Genomic DNA, 23210 nt, shown 5'->3' on the forward strand with positions numbered 1-23210 from the left:
CTTCATGGTCAGGTGTCCGCCTTGTTTCTTGGGCATGCTGGAGCACCTCCTTCCGGCGCCCAAGGAGGAATGCCAGCATAGCAAGCGGAAACATGGCATGGCTAGTCAGTTTTGACAGACTCAAGTTAGACAAATATACGTTCGAAATGTCAATCTGGTAATCGTTTCTTGGATTTTTAGCGCGAAAAAACCTGGAATAAGGGCTGTCATTTTAAGAAAACGACTAGAAAATCAAGGCAATTAGTTAGAAATAAGCCGTCTGAACTGGTATTTTGCTATAATGAAGGCATATGACTAGCAAAGGAAGTGCGCATGGTTTGAACGATTTTGAGAAAGCATTCAACGAAGAGGTGCGTGACAAAAAACGCACGGCAAACGGGGTTCATGGCAGAACCGGGAAAAGAGGATACGTTGGCGCCGTGAAGACTCCAGCGGATTTGTTGAAAGGTAAAGAGCGTCGGCAATACGAAGGAACATCCCCCGTCACCGTCTCCAGCATTTATGACCACATCATTCCTCATGATGAATTCAAATCCCTAAGCCGCAAGAAGAAGATGATCTTGCTTTATGAATACAAAAAGCGATTCACCGCAAAGGAAATCGCCGAGAAATGGGACATCAGCGATAAAACGATCTATTACTACTACCGGGCTTACGGTGTGACGAGTGGCGACAATCCTGCCCCTGATGCAGAGGAACAACAATCAAGTCAAGCCAAAGAAGCTGCGGATACTTCCCCAAGCGAGAACATCCCCCCTGCTCTTCCGGCCATCGAGTGCAGCTTCGTGATGACGGGCAAATATGACGGACAGTCCCTTGGCAAAAAGCTCGGAGGACTTTCCTACATGATGGGCGACCATTTGAAATACCAGGTGGAAATCCGGATTAAGGAACTTTCTTAACTACAGGATATCGTATCAATTCCCCATTGTCAGCAGGAATTATGCATCCTGGGACCGCTATTATTTACCAGTGTTTTCAGACATGTTCAAGGATTATAATAAGAGTGTATTTCACCATCAATTCGCAGAAATCTAAATCTTTTTTGGCAGTTTTAAAGACATTTGGGTACGAGGAAAGCGCTGATTCACTGTTCTAAACGAGTGGGTTGGCGTTTTTTTCATATATAGTCCTATCAAGCTATGTCAGAACTCGCTCTTGGGTGGTTGGCTTCTAAAATGCGTAGATAAGAGCCCATAATCTTCTTTCAGTTGCTCTAACTTTTTTGGTAAGTGCGGAGTTTTTGAATATCCCCCCTACATGAGTGACGGATTAAGCATCGCATAACTATTACACAATCCTTTCCTTCGATTGACGTGCTTCTTGCACATTTCTTACTTCGCTCTTCTACGATGAAGCACGCCCCGTACCGTCTTATCAGCAATCGAAAGGACACCATGGATTCTCAACAGCTTTTATCAGCCTATGACGGTGGAAAGTTCGGCGTGTCGCGCCGCACCTTCCTTAAGTTGGCAGCCGTTGCCGGAGTGACGGCTGCCGGAGGTATGCTCGTCTTCCCCGAGCAGCAGGCCGAAGCCGCGTTCACGCAGCCCGAGAGCCCGCATTGGCCAACCCTCTCTGGCAACAAGATCCGCTTCACCGTTCACAGCGACACCCACGTCGGCGCAAGCCAGAACAATAACTATCGTGACAAGATACCCGCCGCGTTCTCGGCCATCTATGCCATGGCGCCCGACGTCAATGCGCATTTCTTCGTGGGCGACTCGGCTGACGCCGGCCGTCCTGACCAGTACGTCGAGCTCGCACAGATTTTGAACGCGAACGCGAGCAAGCCCGTGGGCATCGTCATGGGCAATCATGAATATTACAACTGGGGTGGTAACAAACAGAAAGCCCAGGACGCTTTTAAGACGTTCCTCGCCTCGGAGCTGAAAGTGGCAGGATCGTTCCAGATCCCAGGCGGGCCGAACGAGGGCCAGGTGGATGCTGACTTCAATGTAAGCGGATATCATGTGTTGGTGGTTGCACCTGAGCCGGGCGGATACGACAACAGTTGGTACGGGGCGAAGCGCGACTGGATCCTCGAGCACTGCGCGTCCGCGGCTAAGGAGGATCCCACCAAACCTATCTTCCTCTTCACGCACCATCCGTTCCCGAACACCGTGTGGTATTCGGGCTCGAACAGCTGGAACGGCCAGTTCGACGAGAACGCCAACAGAGAGCAGTCGGGAGAGTTCTACCGCTCCCTGTGCCAGCAGTATCCTCAACTCATCCATTTCTCGGGCCATACGCACATCCCTATGGCTGACCCACGTTCCATCTACCAAGATGACGGTTTCACCCTCATTCAAACCGCCACGTTCGCAAACAACTTCTGGATGGAGAACGATGGGTACGACGAGACGGGCAGCGCAGGCGGCCACCCGTCCGCCGGATGGGACGCGAATCAGTGCGAACTCGTAGAAATTGACCCGGCAACGCACGCCGTATCAGTGTACCGCCTGGATTTCCGCAGCGGATGTGCCCTCGGCGAGCCTTGGATCATCGAGCCGTCGAAGGGCGCGACCGGCTTCCGCTATACACACTCCAGCATGGCCGAGCGCAGCAAGCCGCCGCTCGTGCAGGACGGCGCCGAAGTGACGGTACCCGAGGAGTCCATCACGGCGACCGGCGCGTCGTTCAGCGTTACGGCCAATTTGGTGACACCTGACACTTCGGGCCTAGAGGACGATGTCGTCATCGCATATCGCGTTGAGATAAGCAATAAGGCGATGCCCGAAACGTCAATTTATGACGCGCGTTTCATGTCTGACTACTACAAAGCCGAGGTTAACCGTGCCGAGGTGTTCGAGCGCCCGCTGTTCGGTGTATCTCTCGTCGAGGACACCGCGTATGTGCTGCGCGTATTCGCAGCGAATTCGTTTGGGAAGGAAACACTTGTCGGAGAGACGGAGTTCCGCACGGCGGTCCGAATCACGCCGGCCCTGGGCGAACCATTGCTGTTCGTGGACTTTTCTACGGAAAGCCATGAGGATGCCTCGCCAACGCCGCACAACGCCGTGCCCACCGGCGCGCTGACCTACGAGAGCGACACGTTCGGCGTGCCCGTGGCCGTGTTCGATGGGGCTTCAGCTGTGGGCTACGACTTCACTAATGAAGACTACGCGGCCGTCGCGCAGGCTGAGACGATTGAAGCGCTGTTCCAGTTCACGGCAGCTCCGCCGAACGAGTACTATGACCTGTTCTCCAGCGCACAGGGCGTTGGACAGGATCTCAGCTACTATGCGCCTAAGCTGCAGCACTACGTTAATACCGGGTCTGGCTATCTTTTCACCGAAGCCACCATACCGTTGAATGCCTGGACGCACATCATGGTCACCTACGACGGCGCTACCATGAATTACTATCTGAACGGCAAACTTGTATCGACGACAGGGAACACGGGGTCGATCCCTGCGCCCAGCGCAGCCTTCACTCGCTGGTTCGTAGGTGCTGATGTCCAAGAGGACGGCGAGATGGAGCATCCCATGATAGGCAAGGTGGCATTCGCCAAGCTGACGCCCGGCGTGGCGACAGCCGCGCAGGCCGCCGATCTGTATGCGGCGGCAGCGCCGGTCGCAGCCACGGTCGCACCCCCGAGTCCCGACGCCATCGGGACGGCCACTGCAGGCGAGGCCTACGTCATTCCCCCGCTGCTGTTCGCCGACGCGAACGGGCGGGAGCTGCAGGGCATCCCGTCCGTCGTCGGTCCCGACGGGACGGCGGTAGACGTCGTCAAGACCGAGGCCGAAGGGATCATTTCCTATCGTTTCACGCCTGCCGTCGAGGGCACTCATACGGTGACATACGCCGCCGGCTATGCGCAGAACCCCGCATTCGAACTCGCCGTGGCCGCAGCCGCCGTGGATCCCGGCACCGACCCGGAGGAGAAGCCCGGCACCGACCCGGAGGAGAAGCCCGGCACCGACCCGGAGGAGAAGCCCGGCACCGACCCGGAGGAGAAGCCCGGCGCTGATTCTGATGACTTTGCCAAGGAAGTCGTCCCGTTCACCCCAACGCAGCAACCAACGCAGCAGACGAAGAAGCTGGCGCAGACGGGAGATCCTGTAACCATCGGTGGCATCGTCGCCGGCGTCGCCGCTACCGCCGGAGCTGCCATCTGCGTAGCCCGCAGCTTCATCAAAGGTGAATTCAGCGAAGATGAGGAAGAGTAGTATAGAGTAGCGCCACACCCTCATGACGCGACAGGAGAAATGCGAACCCCGTACGCCTCCTGTCGCGTCTAAAAAGGGCCTAAAAAATAAAAATATAAGTGATAGGAGTCGACCATGATTGAGAAAGACTAGAAGAATCGGCCAAGCCGGAGAAGACAAGATAGCTGAGATTCTTAGCACCATTCCTGCCAGCCGCTTGATGCGTAATCAATACATTCCTTACGGCCATGGCCATCAAGATCGTTGGCAGCTACCGCCTCAACGAATGGATCGTCCATTTGAAAGGCAAGCAAGGCAGAAAGCCTGCCCGTTATAAAATTTATAACCCCATTAAGCAGAACACTCGCCATGTGGAAGCAGTGGCCAGATACCTTCACGTTCCCGCTTCGTCTTGCACGAACCTCATCGTTTTCACCTCACGTGCTAAATTGAAAAAAGTTCCGCTAAACACGAAAGACTTCACCATTACACAAGAGAACATGCTCCGGAGTGCTCTGAAGCTTCGTCTGCATAGGCTTGGCGAGCATTTCACGAACGCCGAGCTCAAGTCAATAATAAAAGCACTGGAGAAACGTGAAAGTCGGCGAAAACCGTGCCCTAAACGACGAACCCCTTTGAATCGCTGAAACTGCAATTTACAAACCATACCAATTTTCTTTGACTACTCCCTATTCAGTAGGGTATATTAGTATTAAGGAGTGGGGAAATTGGAGCGGGAATTCATTATGATGCCGGAGTTTGACCGGCAATGGAAGGCCATGGGGCTGACCGACGATGATTTAAAAGAACTGCAGTTCGAACTCCTGCTTGACCCAGCAAAGGCACCCGTGATTAAGGGCACTGGCGGACTCAGGAAGGTCCGTGTCTCTCTTCCTGGCAGGGGAAAGAGCGGAAGTGCCCGCGTGGCATACGTGGATTTCGCTTTATTTGAAACTATTTATCTGATTACTGCATATCCTAAAAGTAAGAAGGAAACCCTATCTGATAGGGAGTGCAAGGTAATCAAGATGATGATCGAGCGGTTGGAGGAATCATTGCGGTTAAGGAGGGAACAAGAATGAGCAGTATGTTTGAAAGCATTGCAAAGGGATTGACGGAAGCCATAGAGTTTGAACAGGGCGCAAGAACCGCCCGACGAAACACCGTTAAAGTCACTCCCCCATCTGAATTTAGTGCGGCTGAGATTAAGCAAATCCGTCGCAAGGCTGGTTTGACGCAACTGGCATTTGCTAATGTCCTAGGAGTTTCAACCAAAACCGTGGAAGCTTGGGAATGCGGCCGTAACCGTCCGGATGGACCGGCACGACGAATGATGGGACTCCTTCGTGAAGACTCTCATTTTGCAGAAAAACATGGCTTCGTCGTGATGGAGAACTAGTTTCAAGCATCGAGACCAATTGAAAGAACCCCACCCGTATATGGATGGGGTTCTTTTTTTGTTGCGATTGTCGGATGAGGATGATTAAATCTCCGCCTTTACCGTTTCGGCCATGATGTAACCATAGTTCATTGCGGCATCGAAGCCCATCGCGTAGACACGACCGTCCTTCTCCTCGATCGATCCGCAGACGTCGCCAGCTGCGTAAAGGCCAGGAATGGTGGAGCCGTCCTCTTTCTGCACATGGCAGCTCGTGTCAATTGCCAGGCCACCGGTGGTGAGATAGAGAGTCGGCTCGCAGGTAACCACCCAGATGCCATTGTAGGTATCAAGGTAGGGAAGGTTCTTGCGGCCAAACTCATCAGGTTCGCCGGCAAGTGCATGCTGGTTGTGTGCATCGATCGTCGCTTTGAGTTCAGGCAAGTCGAGCGCTTCAGCAGCCGCTTCAACCGAATCATAGTGCACCATGTCACCACGGTCGACGAGGCATTTGTAGATGTCCATTGCATACGCTTCGTTCTTCATCGTGGTAATGTAGCCCGATTCGTCGGTGATATGGAAGAAGCGTCCGCCGTTTTCGGGGTTGCGGAGTGCCCTGCTCATGACGCCATGGTTGTCCGACATGATGTTGCCGAACTGCTTACCGCTTCCGTTGACCATGATGCCGGGTGTGGTCTGATAAAGGAAGGCAATCTCGAAACGGGAACCCGCTTGCGGGGTCGTGGAGAGGTAGGCGCCGAGCTCGCGGCCCATGCACTCAACAGCGGCACCCGCCGCGATGCCGAGTTTGATTCCATCACCGGTGGAACCCGGAGCGCAGTTGAATTTGTACTCCTCGTAACCAGGATAGTATTCGGCAATCATCTCGTTGTTCGCCGCGAAGCCACCCGAGGTGAGGCAGACAGCCTTAGCCGAGACCTCCCAAGTGCTGCCGTCTTTTCCTTCGGCCTTCACGCCCGTTATGCGACCTTCTCCGTTCTTCACAAGCTCGGTCACCGACGTAGCATACACAATCTGACCGCCAAGCGCCCCAACACGATCGACGAGGTACTGCATCGCATATCCGCACCCGCCCATATAGCAACCCGGCGCCAGATACGGCGTGATACCGTAAGCCTTGTTCACGCCGAGGCTGTAGAAGCCCACGCCGATTTTGTGCATCCAGTCGACGAGTTTGCCAGAATTGTCGTACATGGCCGTCTGGTAGGGCATCGCGCCATTGAAGCGGTCATTCTCGGGAATGATGTACTTCTTCATGACAGCGAGCATGGCGTCTTTGTTGAACATCGGGTTGTCGTCGAAGCGGCCGAGACCATAGTTGGTCTGAAGCTCGGATCCTGCCGCAGCAACACCCGAATAGGTCATGGACATCGAACCGCCGGGGATATCCTGCTTCTCGAACAAGATGACTTTCTTGCCCTCTTCGAGCAGACGGCACGCGCTGACGAGTCCGGCGGTGCCGGCGCCCATGAACACGACATCTACATCGGCCGTCTGCGCGGTGCCACCGGTGCGCTCAACGGGACCCTTGCTGAAGTCGGAGGCCGATCCACCTGCATTTTCGATGGCGTTCCTGACCGCCATCGTGATAGCCATCGACGTGGTGGTTGCGCCTGAGACGGCATCGACGTCGAGGTTCTTGGTCTCGAGCAGCTTTTCAGCCATCATTGGAGCGGCTACGGTTCCGACGCCAATGGTGTCATCGCAACGCAGCACTTTGATATTGGCGATATCGCCGCCGGAAACGGTAACTTCGGTAATCACCTCGTTATCGTGGCCCATGGCCTTGCCGATCCATTTGCCATCGGTAAACTCTTCGGGAACTTTCTTCTCGGCAGTCTCTGCGGTCTCGTCCTTAGCGTCGGGCTCCTTTGGTGCGCATCCGGCCAATCCGCCGAGCGCGGCAAGTGAGCCAACTGCAATCGACCCCTTGATAAAATTCCTGCGATCGAGTTCCATAATGCTCTCCCTCCTTAAGACATTTGTTTGGAGACATTCGCCCTCTTCCAATCGCTCGGTAAGCGTTTGGGCGGGCGGTTTGTCGGGGGCTAATTTTGGCCCTCCGTGCAGGCTACGCCTTTTGTAAGGGATGCAACATCACCGAATCTTGGTGCATTTGGAGGATAGGAGAAAATCATTGATTTTAGGTTAATTCTCTCGCTTTCCTGCAGGTCAGCGTGAACATGGGAACATGGAAAAAGGTCAGGATTCCTTCTCTTTCCGCCTGTTTAAAAGACTTTTTCGAACACGGTATGCCAAGGCAGCATTACAATATTGTACGGAGGTGGCTAATGAGCATCGCAAAGGGTGAACCGGTTCTGTTCTCCGTTGGATTCGGTTTGACCAAGACGGCAACATCGCTTGCCTATATGACAGCGATGGGATCAGTCACATCAAGCATCGGGTTTGTATCTGAACTTGATTTCATGCTTGCCATGAATCTCGCCGCATGCGTGACGGGTTTTGGAATCGTATGGCTTGTTCGTACAGGAAAGCTCATTGCGGGACGCCTTCCCCAAACACCCGCCCTCGTTGCATTTGTCGGGGGGTTCTTATTGAATGCCCTTCATCTCCTAGCCGGACTGCCTCCTGCGTTCTCGGCGAAACTGCTCGGTGCGTTATGTGGCTTCTCCACAACTATCATCTGCGCATGCTGGCTTGAGGTATTTGCAGCCCAGAGCAAAGCACAAAGCGCTGTCTACCAAATCGTAGGTGCCCTGTTGATTCAAGGCGTTCTCGTTTCGCTCCTCCCCTTGGTATCTGGCGCCGTCGTGACTATCGCATCGATTTTATTGTTCCTTGTATCGGGCGCCATGCTCAAAACAGCCCGGCGAACGATTCCGATATATGAATCCCCAGTATCTCTCGAGCACCCCCCCACTTCGAAATTCCGTCTGTTTCAATCTTACATATGTTTGTTTGTACTTGTTGGGGTTGTGGGCATCTTACATACCTCTGTTCTAGGTTCTTCTTCGGAGCACATCGTTGGAGATGTGAACATGTGGATCCCGCTTGTAGTTGCAACAGCGATTACGGTGATTCTTGCTTCCGTAACTGTCCGACGGCCAGATCCAACGACCGTGTATAAAGTTTGTTTTCCATGCATGCTTGTCATCTTGTCATTGCTGCCGTTCGTGGGAGAGCTGCTCGGATCCTTTACCGGGCTTGTGATGATCACCTGTTATGACGTCTGCGGCATGATGTTCCTCGTCTTTATTGTTGAACGGTCGCGTACCTTATCACATTCCATCTACACGCTTTCAGGACTGTATCTCGGCGGGTCAAGCCTGTTTTTGTTCGTTGGCCTTTCGATCGGCCTTTTGTTAGGAAGCTTGAGCGCCGATTTCGGGTTATCGCTCCTTACCCTTCTTGCATTCGCAGCGATTTACCCACTCGTGATTGCGCTCATGATCGTGGTTCGGAAGGGCCGGGAATCTAGCGTAAAGAACCAAAATGCCAGCATCGAGAATACACCGGAAATGAATGAAAATACGACAGAACCGATGCCGGTCCTGCCTGAGACGAGCTCAAGTACAATTTCGCCGGAAACTGTGGACGATTCGTATGAGCAGAGAATAGCCGATATTGCCGATGAGGCCGAGTTGACGAAGCGGGAACGCGAAGTTATGGAATTTTTGGCCCGAGGCCGGTCAGCGAAGTATATCGCTGATGCGCTTGTCATCTCGCAGAATACCGTGTGGTCCCATGTTAAACGTGTATATGCGAAGACTGGAGTTAGCAGTAAGCAGGAACTCATCGACCTCGTCGAAGCCCCCGAAGTGATGATCCATCGGGACTAAGGCTGCAACTGCTCCATTCGGTTCAGGGACGGAGGGTGCCCCTGTTGTCAATCAAACTGAAATTGCCGGTGTCGTTACTGTCTACCCCAGTGATGGTATGACCGTTCAGGTCGAGCTTCATGGAGACCCCGGCAGGAACCGTGATTGTCTTGTCGACCTCGAAGTCTCCGCCTAGCTCAACCTCACCACTGGTGGCGAATGCGTTCTCTAGCTCCTCTCCATTCATTACCGTGGTTGCACCCCACGCCTGCCCTGGCAAGGCCGCGCATAGCGCGAAGGCGCATGCTGCGAGAAGCATAGAAGCTAGGGTTTAAGTGCCAATCCTGCCTCCCTCCCCACTTCTTTATACATGTTTTTCTCCATCCTTTCCTTAACCACAAACTACACTTAGCAACATAGCAAACGTAGCTTCTTCCCCGATATTCAACTATTTAGACTTTTTTGTGGAGAATAGAAACTTGATCTGGTGATTATTCAAATTAAACAGCCTTCATTCTGAAAGCAGCTCCCAATCCCCAGTTAGAGATGTTATTGGTGGTAGCCCGTCATGGGCCCTAAGTTTATTTTGTTTAATAATCTATACATAAATGTTCAAATAGTTTAAATTAAGCATATTAAGATGGCGTATATGAGTTGTACTGCGGTTTTTATCGTGCTGGCATTTGTTATTTGGGACAGCGAAGAAGCGGAACTATCTGTTCAAAAAACCTGACTTTCGAATACTACTGAAAATCGAATGCTGGATGGTTTCTTACGTTCTCTACATAGGTGGAAAGCGGCAAGGTCAAGTGAAAGGATAAGGTTCATGGGATTCTGTGTAAGGGACACACGAGGTAGTCTCCGAGCCATGACGATCGCAGCAGTGGCAATCCTCATGGCGATGTTCGCATTGATAATAGCGCCCCCCCCCCAGCGCGTTGGCGAGTACCGGTGACAAGACGCTGACGGTTGATGCAGCGGCTATCGGGGAAGATGAATCGGTCTACACGACCATCCAGGATGCTATCAACTTCATTGACACGCAGAACGACAAAGAGAATTGGACCATCACGGTCAAAGAGGGTAATTACAGTCGCTTTACGATATTGAATGGACTGAACGGTCTGACAGTACAGGCGGCCAATGGCGCGAATGTCATTGTGAGCACAGTGAACAGTTCTGATGCTCCTGTTGCAACCAGCGGTGGGTTCCTTGACACGGGCGGTGTGTCTATCAGGGAGGCAAACGATGTGACGCTCGAGGGTCTCACCTTTACAGTGGAAACACAGACGAACCCCTGGTATGTCGCTGCGGTTTCGAACTACACCGAATCTGGCGTGAGGGGCAACAACCTCTCGGTCATCGGATGCACGTTCGCCGGCTCGGGTAGCGCCAGCGGCGTGTTCATCAACACAGGGACCACGCAGTTCTCTGTACAGAATTGCTCCTTCAGCAATCTGAAGGAAGCCGTATCGATGTACGGCGACGGCACTCTGATGAGCGGAGCAAGCGTGACGAGTAACACGTTTGAAGGCTGCTCGTTCGCCCTGCACGGCTATTACGGCGGTACGGGTGATGCCGGCGTTCTGACTTTTGCGAACAATACGGTGATCGGTAGCGATGCTTTGCGCTGCAAGATCGTCCTCCAGGACCAGACGAACACGGGCGCGCTGAAAGCCGACGTGCGCGGCAATCAGCTAACGAACGCTGTAGTTGGGTTGGTCAACTTGCGTGAAGCGGGTGAAACGGTTTCCGACGTGATGAATTACAACACGTTCGGGATGGGAAGCTTTTTCGTGGAAGCCGTAGAACCTGGCACGATTGACTTCTATACCGCCTACCAGGTGCCCCAGGGCTCCCAGGGAGGCTGGGCCTTGACGGGAGTGGACGATTTCGACGTCGATTGGGGCACGAATCCCGATGGCAGTACGGCCTACATCGGGGAATTGGTGGCCAATGCCAATGCGGCAAGTTCCAACACCCTCAACATCACGGGCATCAGCCCCGACAACTTGATTAAGACATTCACCTGGTTCAAGGATGGCCTGTATTGGGTTAGCTACCCGCAAGCGGGTGATTTAACTGTTTCGAAGACCGTCGATGGTGAAAGCGTCAATCCTAATCAGGAATTCGAGTTCACTGTTAAGCTGAGCAATACTAATGTAAATGGTGTGTTTGGGGGCATGACGTTCGTGGATGGTGTGGCAACAGTCACGTTGCGCGATGGAGAGAGCGCCACAGCGACGGGTCTTCCGGCTAGCATGTTGGTAAACAGCGCAATGAGCACGGAGCTCGCGCCTGTTGCTTATACCGTAACCGAGACTAAAACCGAAGGCTACGAGGTGATGATTCCTGAAGCGGCACAGGGTATCCTGACAGAAGACGGGTCCGTACAGGTTGATTTCGTCAACACGGCGCTGACAGTTCCTGTAGACCCCACGCCTGCACCCGCAGATCCTGAGGGTCCGTCTGTCATCGAGAAGGTAGATATGCAAGATCCTGCATCCCAACCTGGCGCGACAAAGATAATACCCGCGACGGGTGACAGCTCTATAGCGTTCCTTGTTGGCTGCCTATCGATTGTTGCTGGCATAGTTGTTCTGATGGCGCGCCGCACTTCGTTCCGGCGTTAATCTCGAAACACTCTTCATGGTAACTAACGGGGCTATTAACCGGTTTGGATAGTTAGCCGTTGAGTTATGAGATGGGGGTAGCAATCGCTGCCTCCATCTTCAGATTCACTTCAGAGCTGTCCGTTCTTCAATTATTCCGGATTTTTTCTTCTTTGAGCCACCTATTAAGGGTTTTTGGCGATATACTCAAAAGCTTTGATGCTTCATTTTTTGAAAGAAATCCCGATATGCACTTTTCATATATATCCGGCCAGTTTTTAGGTTTCACCTTCCTCGGGCGCCCCATTTCATTGCCTTTCATATCTTCGGCCAACAACCTGGCGTTATCGAATATAGAGCAAGTTAATCCCCTTATATTCCCCGATGATAGAAATGAAATTAACTTCATTGCGCTGGTCTTACCTGAACCGTTTAGACCATAAAGAAGAACGAGTTGGCTTCTGAAGGAGATCGACAAATTGATATATCCATTTAGTCCTTCAACGTCGAAGTGAACGAGAGATTTCATTCAAATACTCCTGAGGTTCGTACTTGTCATTAGCTAGACCATAACCAAGCTAACTGCATTATAGCTCAATGGTTTAACAGAGTTTTTCTTTATCGATTTAGGCAGAAGCTTAAGGAGAACATGGCTCCCTTCACCATATTATGGGCCCATCGCCGCATCTCTAACAGATGCCACGATTCGGGCATTCGGCTGATTGCAAGCGTCTAAACGCACAGAAAATGCAAGTCAGATTGCAATTATCCCCTTTCGTCATCATTCTTTCACGATAATTCACTGCCGGTATGTTTTCCAGCCCAAAACGATAAGTGGCCGCGAACGCAACAAGGCGAACGCAGCCACTTACATATTGCAGACTAACCGTCTGCCAGGGGTGAGCTGACAACTATTTCGGGGCCTTAGGTACCGCCGGCGCGGAAGGGGCCATAGGGGCACCGGGAGCCTTGGGGACAACAGGAGCCTTAGGGGCAGATGGAGCTTTAGGCACAGAAGGAGCATCCGGCAGCTCCGCTCCACAGTTCTCACAGACCTTGGCGTCAGATGCATTCTGGGTACCGCAATCGGGACACTTGATGGACCCACTTGTGCTGGGTGGTCTAAAACACATGTAAATCTCCTTTAGTGGTCTTACTCAATCGGACTGATATCATCCTGAACTGCCTCGATGCGCTCGTTGCCGGGACCCCTGAAGAACATGATCTTCAGGTTTGCTCCGCCGTTCCCGTAAACCTGGAACACGTCGTCGTCTTCTTGGCCCAAAGGACGATCGAACGGGCACAGAGCGTCGAACGGACCTGCCTCGATATCGACACCGTTCTCGTTAAGGAGAGCCACGAATTCGTCCATGTTCTCTACGCGCACAGCGAGGTGGTTGAGAGCGGCGGCGTTCGCTTCCACGCACGACTTGTCAGCTGTCTCGAGAAGCTCGATTATGATGCCGCCGTCGTTTTTGATCCAAGCCATCTTCAGAGGCTTATCGCCTTCCATGGTCTCGGTGGAGAATAGATGACGGAAGCCAAAGATCTTGCAGTACCAATCAATGGACTCGTTGATATCCTTGCAGTAAATGCCTTGATGATGGGTCTCTATTGCCTTCACGCACAACTCCTTTCGATGCCAGGATGCGGGGAGGGCGAACCCTCCCCGATTCTCGTTTGCTGGAACTAGGCTTCGTACAGGGCGATGGTTCCAACGTTGAGGTCTTTTTCAACCGTGGAGACGAAGTCCTTGACTTCGCGGGTTCTATAGCCCTCGGCCTCAACGGTGATGGCATACTCAGCAGCGGGAATCTGCTTGAACCAGAAGTCACCAAACCAGTCGGTAGTGGTTTCCATGCTCTCGCCGGTTTCCAAGTTGGTCAGCGTAACCTTCGCGCCGATGATGACCTCTTCCTTCTCGAGATCGGCAACTTCGCCGCCGATGAAGCGCTTGGGAAGGTTGAGATAGATGACGCTGGGCTGGGTGTTGAGTTCGGGCTTGAGCAACTCGCCGGCCGCCAGTTCCTCGGCGAAGTCCTCTTCGTCACCAAAGCGGAGAGCGTCGTGAGCGCAAGCGTCGACGCAGCGTGGGACGGTCCATCCATCGTCCAGCAGGTGAGCGCAACCGGTGCACTTCTGGGCAACGTCGAGCTCTTCGTTCCAGAACATTGCGCCATAAGGACAAGCCTCGACGATTTCCTTTTGGCCCTTGGCCTTGACGGGATCGACGATCACGAGGCCGTCTTCGCGACGATACACAGCGCCGTCCTTCGCGACTGCCATGCAGGGGGCGTTCTTGCAATGCTGGCACATAATGGGAGTGTAGGCAACGGTAACCTTCGGAACCTGGCCGCGCTCCTTCTCCTTGACGGTCATCCAGTGCTGGCCGGTGTCAGGCTGGGGTAGGGCTATGGGGCTCCAGTCGTTGTCAACATGCTCGTCCTTGCAGACGATTTCGCAGGAGCGGCAGCCCACGCACTTCGCTACGTCGATAACAAACATTTTCATGATTATGCCTCCTCATCAATGATGACGGTTTCGGCGATTTGGCCAGTAGCCTTGTCGTAAACCTTGCTGAATGCCTCGGGATACTGCTTGGCAAGCTCGAACACGTCGACCTTGTCGATGTTGACCAGGAAGCTGTTGGTAACCTCGCCAGGTGCGTTCTTGGAAGTGGTGTTGGAGGGGCAGATCAGGTTATTCGCACCTGCGCGGTCGAACTCTCCCACGACGATGCTGTCAACACGCGCGCCGTGATCCTGGTAAATGGCACCGGGGATCACGCGCTCGCTGAGGCGTATGCCGCCCAAGACGGCGCCGCGCTCGTTGTACATTTTGACGATATCGCCGTTCTTGACGTTGACCTTGACCGCGTCGACGGGGTTGATCCAGATGGGCTCGTAAGCGTAGCCGTCAGGACCAACGACCTTGCAGGTCTCGAACTCGCGCATCCAGGTGTTATCGTCGTTGTTCGCGTGAACGCGCCAACGAGGATGGTTGGTGATGAGCAGGTACGGATATTCCTTAGCGCGCGGGTGCAGCAGGGATTCCTGATGAGACTCGCCGTAGGGAATGAAGTGAGGTACGGGCGGACGCTCTTCGTCGTCCGGATAATGCTTTGCAAGGCCGGTGGAGTAGAACTCGACCTTGCCGGTGGGAGTGTTGAACTTCTCGGCATCGGCATCTTTCCACCACTCGCGCAGGTGCATACGGTCATTCTCCCAGTTCTCGGCGGTAGGAACGACGTAGTAGCCCTTCTCCATCCACTCCTCGTAGGAAATCATATCTTGCACGCCGGAGTTGTCGAAGCCCTTCTTGATGAGTTCTTCCTCGGTGCCTTCGACGTACTCGTCGCGCAGACCGAGCTTCTCGGCGATGGCGATAACGCACTCCCAGTCGGAGAGGGAGTCGCCAACGTGAGGAATCGCCTGCTCCTCGTGGATCAGCATGTTGTAGTTCAAGCCATAGAGGTCTGCGGAGATGTCATGAACCTCGAGCTTGGTGGTGGTAGGCAGAACGATGTCGGCAAACAGGCAGTCATTCTCCATCCAGGGATGCTGGGCCATAATGAACTCCAGGTTGGGATGGCGCAGAGCACGCTGCATCTCGTTGCCGCCGTTCCAGCAGGTCTGCCAGCAGGGGCTGTCAGTCCAGATCATGTGGATGCCAGGGCAGCCGGGCTGCGGGAAGTCCCACTCGATGAACTGGTCCTCAGCGGGGAGACCGGCAATGACGTGACCGCCGGACCAATGAACGGGCGGATTCATGATGGCTTGGGGAATCAGGGTCTTGGGAATGAAGTTGGTCGGGGTGGTGAGCATTGCCCAGCCGTGATAAACGGAGTTCAGATCGGGCTGACACTCGGAGCGGGGCATCGGGTAGATGTCGTCGATGCCGAACAGACCCACATCCATGAAGTTCATCTGGCCTGCCCCCGGCTTGCCCAGCTGCTGCATGGTAAGCAAGCACACCTCGAGGCGAGCAGGCTCGGAGGAGTAGGCTGCGCGAATCATGCCACCGCCGGCGCAGTGGCCGATGGACACCGCATGATCAGCCCAATAACGCGCCAGGGCCTTGATCTGACGTGCAGGGATGCCGCAAATCGGAGCAGCCCAAGCGGGGGTCTTCGGAACGCCGTCCTCGTTACCCATGATGTAGTGCTCGAACCAGTCGAAGCCCACGGAGTGCGACTCAACCCACTCGCGATCGAACAGGCCTTCCTTGATCCAGGTGTAAGCGATAGCGCACTGAAGAGCGGCGTCGGTGTTGGGCAGAATCGGAATCCACTTGTCGGCATGAGCCGCAGCGGCATAGTTCAGGTCGGGGGTAATGAAGATCTGGAAGATACCGGCCTCGGTAAGGAAGCTCTCCAGAACACCCGGCATCATGCCGCCCCAACCCCAGGGAGTCGTCTCGGGGTCGCCGGACCACATAATCAGGCAATCACCGTTCTGAACGATATCCATGAAGAGGTTCTCCACATGGCCCTGCTTGCCAACGGGCTCCATGCCCCACGCGTGCTTGGCGCCCCAGGTCCAGCCTTCCCAGGAGTCAGGCTGACGGGCCTGCAGCGTGTATCCGCCCATAAGGTCGAGAAGCTTCTGCTCGCAGCCATGAGCAGCATGGAGAATTTTGGACTCGCCGTGGCCGTCGCACTGCAGCAGCAAAGCTTCCATGCCGTACGTCTCTTTGATGCGCTTAATCTCGTTTGCGCAGATGGTGGTTGCCTCATCCCAGGAGATGCGAACGTACTTGGATTTGCCGCGTGTCTCGGGGTGACGATCTCCATCGGGATCCCAGTCAACGCGCTTCAGAGGGAAGGGAATGCGATTCTTGGAGTACACGCGCTTTTTGTATCCATACTGAAGAGGGCTGGGGCACGTCTTCGTCTTGGGCTCCAGAACGGCGCCGTTGCGAGCAACGATCTTCCAAGGACGCATATCCTCGATGTTGTACTTCTCGCCATAGTGCATAGGACGAATACGGACGATTTTTCCGTCCTTCACGTCAACTGCGGCGGAGTTCGAACCAAGGCCAAAACCGCATAGACCGAGAGACTTGTAGACAGTCTTTGTCTTGTCTGACATAGTTCCGTTCCTCTCTTCTTTCTCTTTCTTCACCAATACTACCGCAAGTGGCACCATGGCTTTTTTGCCCTCGCCTACGTGGCGCCGTCGTTATGACGGCGATTCTCCCCCGCCTTTCGCCTTTAGCTAGAATGCGGGCCTTTGCCAAGCCGTCATTGAACGAGACTGTATGCCAATCTGGATGCTGTGGACAATCGGATGATGGGATTGAAATGACCGCAAACTCTCATACTGGGCAAACGACCGCTCTAGTACTCAAAGCCATAGCACGAAGCCAAGCCATCCCTCAAGCTTGGCTATTGACTGCTCGGCGCAGCAATGGTTTCCTTGGGTTTAGAATTCTTTTGACGTTGCAGGGAGACGAAGATGCCTTTTTTGAAGAAAGCGTCTTGGTTAAGGAATGGCGAAACGAGCTATTCCGACGACCAATTGAATACCTCAAGCGTTGAAGAGAGCCTCGATGACGAACCTCCGGATTTTGGGCCGAAGGTCCCCCAGTCCGTTCCTTTGCGAATGCTTGGTTTCGGCATCCTCATGGGTTGGCATTTTCTCATCCTATACTTCCCCGAATTATCTCTGGAAGCTTCGCCCGACCTATCGGAACGCTTTATCGGCCAGTTTGTTTTGAACGGATCGGTATGCCTTTCGTTTCTGTTCTTCGGATGGCTTATCGGCCGACATGAGGAGCGGATGTCTTCCCTCATGAACAAGATGTGCTTTGCGAGCACTGCCGTGACGGTTGTCGCCGTCCTCGTGTTCGGCTTCGTGAAGCCGAACACGCTGCCTGTTCTGTACCATGGCTCCATAGGTGTGATGGGATTCTGCGAAGGCCTGTTCATGCTGCTCTGGTTTCGCTTCTATGCGGAGAGCAGTACGAACTACACCGTCAGCTACTTGGCGGCTTCAGCCATCGTTGGAGCCTTGATCTGCTATTTCGCTCGGAATCTTACCGGCTACTTGCCATTGGTCGTATTTATTGCGCTGCCCATATTCTCCATGATCCTGTTCCTGTCCGCCGTAAGGAACACCACGCACCGTGAGGCCAGCCTTCACGGAAAGGGCAGGAACAATTGGTCGGGTGCATCGGGCTTTTTCTACAAGACCACGGCTCAGCTGGTGGCGTTTTCCTTCTGCTTCGGATTGCTGCAGGGCATTGCCACGCTAGGGGATTCGATTCCCTTCCGCGTTGACAATTCGCTTTCCACCCTAGGATTTGGGGTTGCGGGCGGAATACTTTACATAGTGTACCTTAGGTCTCCGGAGCATCAGGACCTTATGCCCGCACATCTTATTTCGGTGGTTCTGTTTTTACTGGGCATATCCTTCGTTCCTTTCGTCGAAGGGTGGCCTTCGGTTGCCATGTCCGCCCTCGCCATGACGGGCTTCACCCTGTTCGACATGGCTACGCTTTCCTTTTTAATTAACCTAACCCGTTCCTTCGATCTTAATGCCGAGTCTACCTTGGGTTACAATCGAGCTGCGGAATACGGGGCCTTCACCCTGGGAATTGCGTTGAGCTTTCTCGTCGTTCAGCTGTTCGGCGACTACCCGCTGCTCGCTAACCTGGTAACCACCGCTTCCGCCTTTGTTTGCGCTGTTACGGTTTTGCTGTTGTTTTTGGATACGGATAACATTTGGACTAGTGAAAACGCTCAAAATATCGGGGGTTTCGGAGCCGAGGACGATGCAATCACCGAAATGAAGGGTCGCTGGAAAACCGCCTGTGAGCAGATTTGCGACGAATACCAGCTCTCCCCTCGCGAAAAGGATGTGTTCGCACTCATTGCGAAGGGCCGAAACGCCGAGTACGTGCAGAACGCGCTGTACATCTCCGGCCACACCGCAAAGACCCATATCTCTAATATCTACAAGAAACTTGAGATACATTCGGTGCAGGAACTGCTCGATATGGTCGAAGAGCGAAAGGGATCACTGAATTAGTCCGCTCGATACGACCAATTATTTGAAATTATGGCTATAGGGGTGATGCGCAATCGGGCCTTCGCCCCTATTCTTTGCTACGCCAAGTGCGAACCAACTCTCGCCGCAAGGGGTTGATTCGCTCGATTCTCCTTATTTCACAATATGAAGAACGCTGCACTGCCAACCGAAAGCGCAACCTACCGACCGAAAACGCGGTGGGACCCAACGGGGGGCAGGGCTTGGCGAATCTTCGAAGTCCAAGGAGGGTAGTTTATGAACAAAGCCTCTGAGATCACAATGGGCCGACGCTGGCTTATGTTCGCTTCGATTTTTCTAGTGGGTGTTCTCGCGGCTTTCTGCCAGTTTAAGGCTCCCGTTTTGTTCGCCACCGAGTTCACCAGCGAACTCGGCTTCACCGATGCCAGTATCGGATGGGTTATGTCGATCTTCTCGCTTATCGGCGTTGTTCTAGCGTTTCCCGCTGGCGGCGTTCTTGCAAAGCTGGGAGCGAAGAAGAGCCTGATCATCACCGCAGCCGCCCTGGCCATTGGCGCAGGGGCGGGCGCACTCGCCCAGAGTGCGACCATGATGCTGGCCACTCGCTTCATCGAGGGCATTGGCATGGGTCTCATTTCCGTTGTGGGTCCTGCCGCTGTCGCCGAGGTCATTCCCCAGAACAAGCAGGGTCTTGCGATGGGTATTTGGAGCGTATGGTTCCCAGCTGGCGTCGTTGTGGCCTTCAACGTTGTTCCGTTCATCTACGCCGCTGCCGGGACTTGGCGTGCCGCATGGTGGTTCGCCTGCATCGTTGCAGTCATCGCAATCGTTTTTGTAGTTTTGGTTTACATCGAAGCCAAGAAGGAGCCTGCCGAGCAGCAGGAGGCCCAGGCTACTTCCATCAAGCTCAAGCCTGATATGGTCAGCGTGATCCTGATCGCCGTACTCTTCTGCGCTTGGAATATTTTCAACGCTGGAGCAATCGGAGGCTTCTATCCGAGCTACCTGACCGACGTATACCAGATGGATACTCAGCAGGCTGGTTCCGTGTCCAGCATCACCAACATCCTCGTTCTGGCGCTTGGCCCGATCTCCGGTTTCGTCGCTGACAAGTTCAACCTGCATAAGAGCCTTATGGTCTTCGCTATGGTTGGCGCAGTGGTTATGCTCACCTTCGCGTTTGGCGACAACCTGACGCTCACCTACGTGTTCGTTGTCGGGTTCAGCGTGTTCTCCGCTTGCTGCGCAACGGGCGTGTTCTCCAGCGTTCCACTGTACGCCCGCGACCCAGCCAAGATTGGCTTCTGCATGGCTATCGTCGCCTTCCTGCAGAACATGGGTGGCGTTATCGGCTCCGCCGCGTTCGGTCCTCTGGCCGCCTCTGTTGGTTGGAACTCCGCTAGCTTGATGCTCCTCGTGCCGGTTGCCGTTGTCGGCTTGGCATGCGGTATCTTCATCAAGAAGCTGAAGTAGCACCAAGATAAAGCCAATTGATAAGAAACCCCTGCGGTCACCTGTCGCAGGGGTTTCTTATTTATATAAAGGAAACTCGGTGTAACATAAAAATTTGACTAGATTTATCTTAGTTTTAATCTAGCTTTTAACTATGCCGGCAAATAGACGCGAACCAATGGAAGAAGAGCCTTCGTTTTCATGTCGGTTGATTCATAATTTTCGATAAGCAAACGAACAAACTGGTCGAGATCCAGCAAGCACACTGGCACGGTTGCACGCTCCGCTTCATAGCGAGCTTCTTTAGAAAATCCGCCGGTGCTTACATACAGACCACTATCGTTTGGACGCAAACTTCCTATAAAGGAACGAACCTGTGGTGCCCCCATTTGTCCTTTACGATGTTTGACCTCAGCGAAGATGCGAGGAGATTCCAAACCTAAACCATCATGCGATGCGATGATGTCACGACCTCGATCATTCCCCTTGCTCGTCATAGTTGTCTTATAGCCTATTGCTCGAAAAAATCCAGCAACAAGCAACTCTGCATCATCCCATGAAAGTGTTAGGATTTTATCTTTAATCCGCTCAATTCCATCCTCGATGGTTGCGTAACGGATTTCTGACGCATCCTGTTCTTCCATCGCATTACTTAAAAAATAGGCTCCGGGTTGTTTAACAGCCTGGTATAAATCACCCATAACTTCTTCTGATATAGCGAAGCAGGAACGAACGATATCGCCGACGTTTAACACTGAAGCAAAGGCCACGATTGCCGATGCGACATTCACGGGAGCGAACGGCACTTACGAGATCAAGAGCAACCTGATTCTCACCGTGGACCAGGCGAACAGCGATCACGAGGCAGAGCTCGTTTTTAGCTCAAGCGATGGCAATGCTGTTTATCTGACGGTTACGTTTACCCCCGCCGCCAACGCATCAACAGACATCAAGGAGAATGGCGTCGAATCCGAGCTCTATTTCAACACGACCACGTCGATGCAGTACAATGGGAAGGACATCTTCTCCTTCAAAAACCCCGGCGACGACGTGCTCAATAACATCTTCCCTTGGACCAAAGGAGAAGGCGGCGTCTTCACCTATACCCTCGATGAGAATGATTTGAAAGAGCAGATAAAGCTCAATGGTACGTTTGTCCTGGACACCGGACGGCGTTGGCCGGCAACGTTATTATTGCAAGGGTCACTGACGGTACGGTTAACTAGTCCGTAAACGGCGAGCGCCGACGCGTAGGTGCGGCCGGCGCTCGCTTTGTTTGAGGGATTTGGTATGGAAATGACGCCGTATGAAATATACGTCTTCTTTTTGTGTCTGGTAGTGTTCGTTCTACTAGTGGGATTTTCTTCTATCTGCATCTCTACTATCTACCGGCTATGCGTTCGCCTGATTCGAAGCGGGCACGAAGATGAAAGGCTTATAACGGAGGATGAAAAAGCGAGGCGGAAGAAAGACGGCAAGTTCGTCAAGATATTGTATTCTTCCGCATCCTGCCTTCTGCTCGCTTTTCTTGCCGTTGTGTTCTTCTCTTCTATGTACGTCAATTGCACACAAAGCACCTATTTTGAGAACATTCCGACCTACCGTGTGGTCAACACTGGCTCTATGGCGAAGGTGCATGCGAACAACTCTTACCTGGATGACCTCGGCATCGATGACAGGATCCAAACCTTCGACCTCATCACCACGTACAAGATTCCCAAGGAAGAGGACCTGGAGCTGTACGATATTGTCGTGTACGAGGTGGACGAGACGCTGATCGTGCATCGAATTGTCGGGATCGAGTCGCCGAATGAGCAGCACCCAAACGAGTATCATTACCTTTTGCAAGGCGACGCGGTCGACCGCCCCGATCGATATCCCGTTCTCTACTCGCAGATGAAAGGCATCTACTATGGTGAGCGCATCCCCTTCATCGGTAGCTTCGTGCTTTTCATGCAGTCGCCTGCAGGCTGGCTTTGCATGCTGTTTGCATTGGGGACGACAATCGTTTCGCCCATTATGGAGAAAAAGCTTTACAACGAGAAGCAGAAGCGCTTGCGCCTGATACGCGGTGAAGTGAAATGATGATCAGGGCAACGTTGGTTTTCGTTTTGGCAATCGCCATGACCGTTTCCGGGGCCTTCGCCAAATGGCAGTACACCCTTGACTACACGCAAGAAGAGTCCTTCGACATCGAGCTCTCGCTATCGGTGTTCGACTATCCCCCTGAGGAGGTACTGCCTGACGACGAGGAGTCGAGCCAAATGGGAGAGAATCACCTCGCTTTAATTGAAAAATCCTCAACGAAGCGAGCTATGGGCTTAACGCCACAGAAAACCCATAATACATAGGCTTTTGAATCAGGCGGGAGACGTTGTATATTGCGAGCAGAACGTGCAGGGCGGAAACCTCAAGCATCTGATAATCGACGGCACTGCGGCGTACAACCTGCTCTTTCAAATCGAGTATGTAAGCGATACGGAATACATTACGTACACTTTCCTTGCCGCCGACGCGAGCACCTACCCTGTTGGAGGCGAAATCGAGGTCTACAAAACAATTATGGCGCAAGGAGAAGACGGTGTTTGGGTAGCGCCCACCAGTTACAAAGGCGTAGCGAGTGTAAAGCCGTCGAACAATTCCGTTCGAGCCATAGACTCTTCTACATGGAGAGCGACTTAGAAGTCTCGCGCCTTGGCGAGCTCCTCCCGTTGCGCTCGGTATGAATACAGTTATTTTTTTTAATTGTGGAAATGGTTGCCTGGACACCTTTTCACCTGATTTATTGGCCATACTCGCTGTCA

Annotated in this window: 19 protein-coding genes; 11 read left to right on the plus strand and 8 right to left on the minus strand. The window is 53.3% G+C overall.

From position 1 onward, the window contains the following. Positions 1-290: 290 nt before the first annotated feature. From K9U15_RS14345 to K9U15_RS14365, 5 genes are all read left to right on the plus strand, one after another. Positions 291-902 (plus strand): helix-turn-helix domain-containing protein, encoded by a 612-nt coding sequence (locus K9U15_RS14345; RefSeq protein ID WP_301156455.1) that lies wholly within the window; start codon positions 291-293, stop codon positions 900-902. Positions 903-1397: 495 nt separating this feature from the next. After that, on the plus strand, positions 1398-4175 hold the full coding sequence (locus tag K9U15_RS14350; RefSeq protein ID WP_301156456.1) for a metallophosphoesterase: 2778 nt from the start codon (positions 1398-1400) through the stop codon (positions 4173-4175). Between the two features lie 227 nt (positions 4176-4402). Beyond that, complete coding sequence (locus K9U15_RS14355; RefSeq protein ID WP_301156457.1) at positions 4403-4801, plus strand: nuclease-related domain-containing protein; 399 nt, start codon at positions 4403-4405, stop codon at positions 4799-4801. Positions 4802-4882: 81 nt separating this feature from the next. Continuing rightward, positions 4883-5236: a type II toxin-antitoxin system RelE/ParE family toxin gene (locus K9U15_RS14360; RefSeq protein ID WP_087198769.1), complete on the plus strand. Its 354-nt coding sequence runs from the start codon at positions 4883-4885 to the stop codon at positions 5234-5236. Then, positions 5233-5553, plus strand: a complete 321-nt coding sequence (locus K9U15_RS14365; protein ID WP_087198768.1) for a DNA-binding transcriptional regulator — start codon at positions 5233-5235, stop codon at positions 5551-5553. The genes K9U15_RS14360 and K9U15_RS14365 overlap by 4 nt, the downstream gene beginning before the upstream one ends. 84 nt (positions 5554-5637) lie before the next feature. Here K9U15_RS14365 and K9U15_RS14370 read toward each other — a convergent pair whose 3' ends face one another. After that, on the minus strand, positions 5638-7512 hold the full coding sequence (locus tag K9U15_RS14370) for an FAD-dependent oxidoreductase (protein ID WP_301156461.1): 1875 nt from the start codon (positions 7510-7512) through the stop codon (positions 5638-5640). Between the two features lie 332 nt (positions 7513-7844). On the opposite strand from K9U15_RS14370, the gene K9U15_RS14375 reads away from it, so the two are divergent. Both K9U15_RS14375 and K9U15_RS14380 read left to right on the plus strand, forming a co-directional pair. Further along, complete coding sequence (locus K9U15_RS14375; protein WP_301156463.1) at positions 7845-9353, plus strand: helix-turn-helix transcriptional regulator; 1509 nt, start codon at positions 7845-7847, stop codon at positions 9351-9353. 917 nt (positions 9354-10270) lie between these two features. After that, a complete protein-coding gene (locus K9U15_RS14380) occupies positions 10271-11965 on the plus strand; it encodes a hypothetical protein (protein ID WP_301156467.1) in 1695 nt (564 codons plus the stop codon). 127 nt (positions 11966-12092) lie between these two features. Here the strand turns inward: K9U15_RS14380 and K9U15_RS14385 are convergent, their stop codons facing one another. The 5 genes from K9U15_RS14385 to K9U15_RS14400 form a co-directional block, all read right to left on the minus strand. Further along, entirely contained in the window at positions 12093-12473 is a 381-nt protein-coding gene (locus tag K9U15_RS14385) for an AAA family ATPase (RefSeq protein WP_301156469.1), read from the minus strand. A gap of 382 nt (positions 12474-12855) precedes the next feature. Further along, positions 12856-13077: a zinc-ribbon domain-containing protein gene (locus K9U15_RS14580; protein WP_367316896.1), complete on the minus strand. Its 222-nt coding sequence runs from the start codon at positions 13075-13077 to the stop codon at positions 12856-12858. Positions 13078-13097: 20 nt separating this feature from the next. Beyond that, on the minus strand, positions 13098-13568 hold the full coding sequence (locus tag K9U15_RS14390; RefSeq protein ID WP_301156470.1) for a VOC family protein: 471 nt from the start codon (positions 13566-13568) through the stop codon (positions 13098-13100). A gap of 65 nt (positions 13569-13633) precedes the next feature. Next, positions 13634-14455: a 4Fe-4S dicluster domain-containing protein gene (locus K9U15_RS14395; RefSeq protein ID WP_301156472.1), complete on the minus strand. Its 822-nt coding sequence runs from the start codon at positions 14453-14455 to the stop codon at positions 13634-13636. Between the two features lie 2 nt (positions 14456-14457). Further along, on the minus strand, positions 14458-17034 hold the full coding sequence (locus tag K9U15_RS14400) for a molybdopterin-dependent oxidoreductase (protein ID WP_301156474.1): 2577 nt from the start codon (positions 17032-17034) through the stop codon (positions 14458-14460). 366 nt (positions 17035-17400) lie between these two features. Here K9U15_RS14400 and K9U15_RS14405 point away from each other — a divergent pair, with 366 nt between their 5' ends. Both K9U15_RS14405 and K9U15_RS14410 read left to right on the plus strand, forming a co-directional pair. Then, positions 17401-18975, plus strand: coding sequence for a helix-turn-helix transcriptional regulator (locus tag K9U15_RS14405; protein WP_301156476.1), 1575 nt, complete (start codon positions 17401-17403; stop codon positions 18973-18975). A 255-nt stretch (positions 18976-19230) separates the two neighbouring features. After that, entirely contained in the window at positions 19231-20427 is a 1197-nt protein-coding gene (locus K9U15_RS14410) for a nitrate/nitrite transporter (RefSeq protein ID WP_301156477.1), read from the plus strand. Between the two features lie 131 nt (positions 20428-20558). Here the strand turns inward: K9U15_RS14410 and K9U15_RS14415 are convergent, their stop codons facing one another. Continuing rightward, a complete protein-coding gene (locus tag K9U15_RS14415; protein ID WP_301156479.1) occupies positions 20559-21197 on the minus strand; it encodes a restriction endonuclease in 639 nt (212 codons plus the stop codon). A gap of 46 nt (positions 21198-21243) precedes the next feature. Between K9U15_RS14415 and K9U15_RS14420 the strand changes: the two genes are divergently transcribed. Both K9U15_RS14420 and K9U15_RS14425 read left to right on the plus strand, forming a co-directional pair. Continuing rightward, positions 21244-21639, plus strand: a complete 396-nt coding sequence (locus K9U15_RS14420) for a hypothetical protein (protein WP_301156481.1) — start codon at positions 21244-21246, stop codon at positions 21637-21639. Between the two features lie 57 nt (positions 21640-21696). Further along, a complete protein-coding gene (locus K9U15_RS14425; protein ID WP_301156483.1) occupies positions 21697-22491 on the plus strand; it encodes a hypothetical protein in 795 nt (264 codons plus the stop codon). A gap of 228 nt (positions 22492-22719) precedes the next feature. On the opposite strand, the gene K9U15_RS14430 is transcribed toward K9U15_RS14425, so the two are convergent. Next, complete coding sequence (locus tag K9U15_RS14430; protein ID WP_301156484.1) at positions 22720-23199, minus strand: hypothetical protein; 480 nt, start codon at positions 23197-23199, stop codon at positions 22720-22722. Positions 23200-23210 lie beyond the last annotated feature (11 nt).

The organism is Gordonibacter sp. RACS_AR68 (genome assembly GCF_030418485.1).
GTDB classification, from domain to species: domain Bacteria; phylum Actinomycetota; class Coriobacteriia; order Coriobacteriales; family Eggerthellaceae; genus Gordonibacter; species Gordonibacter urolithinfaciens.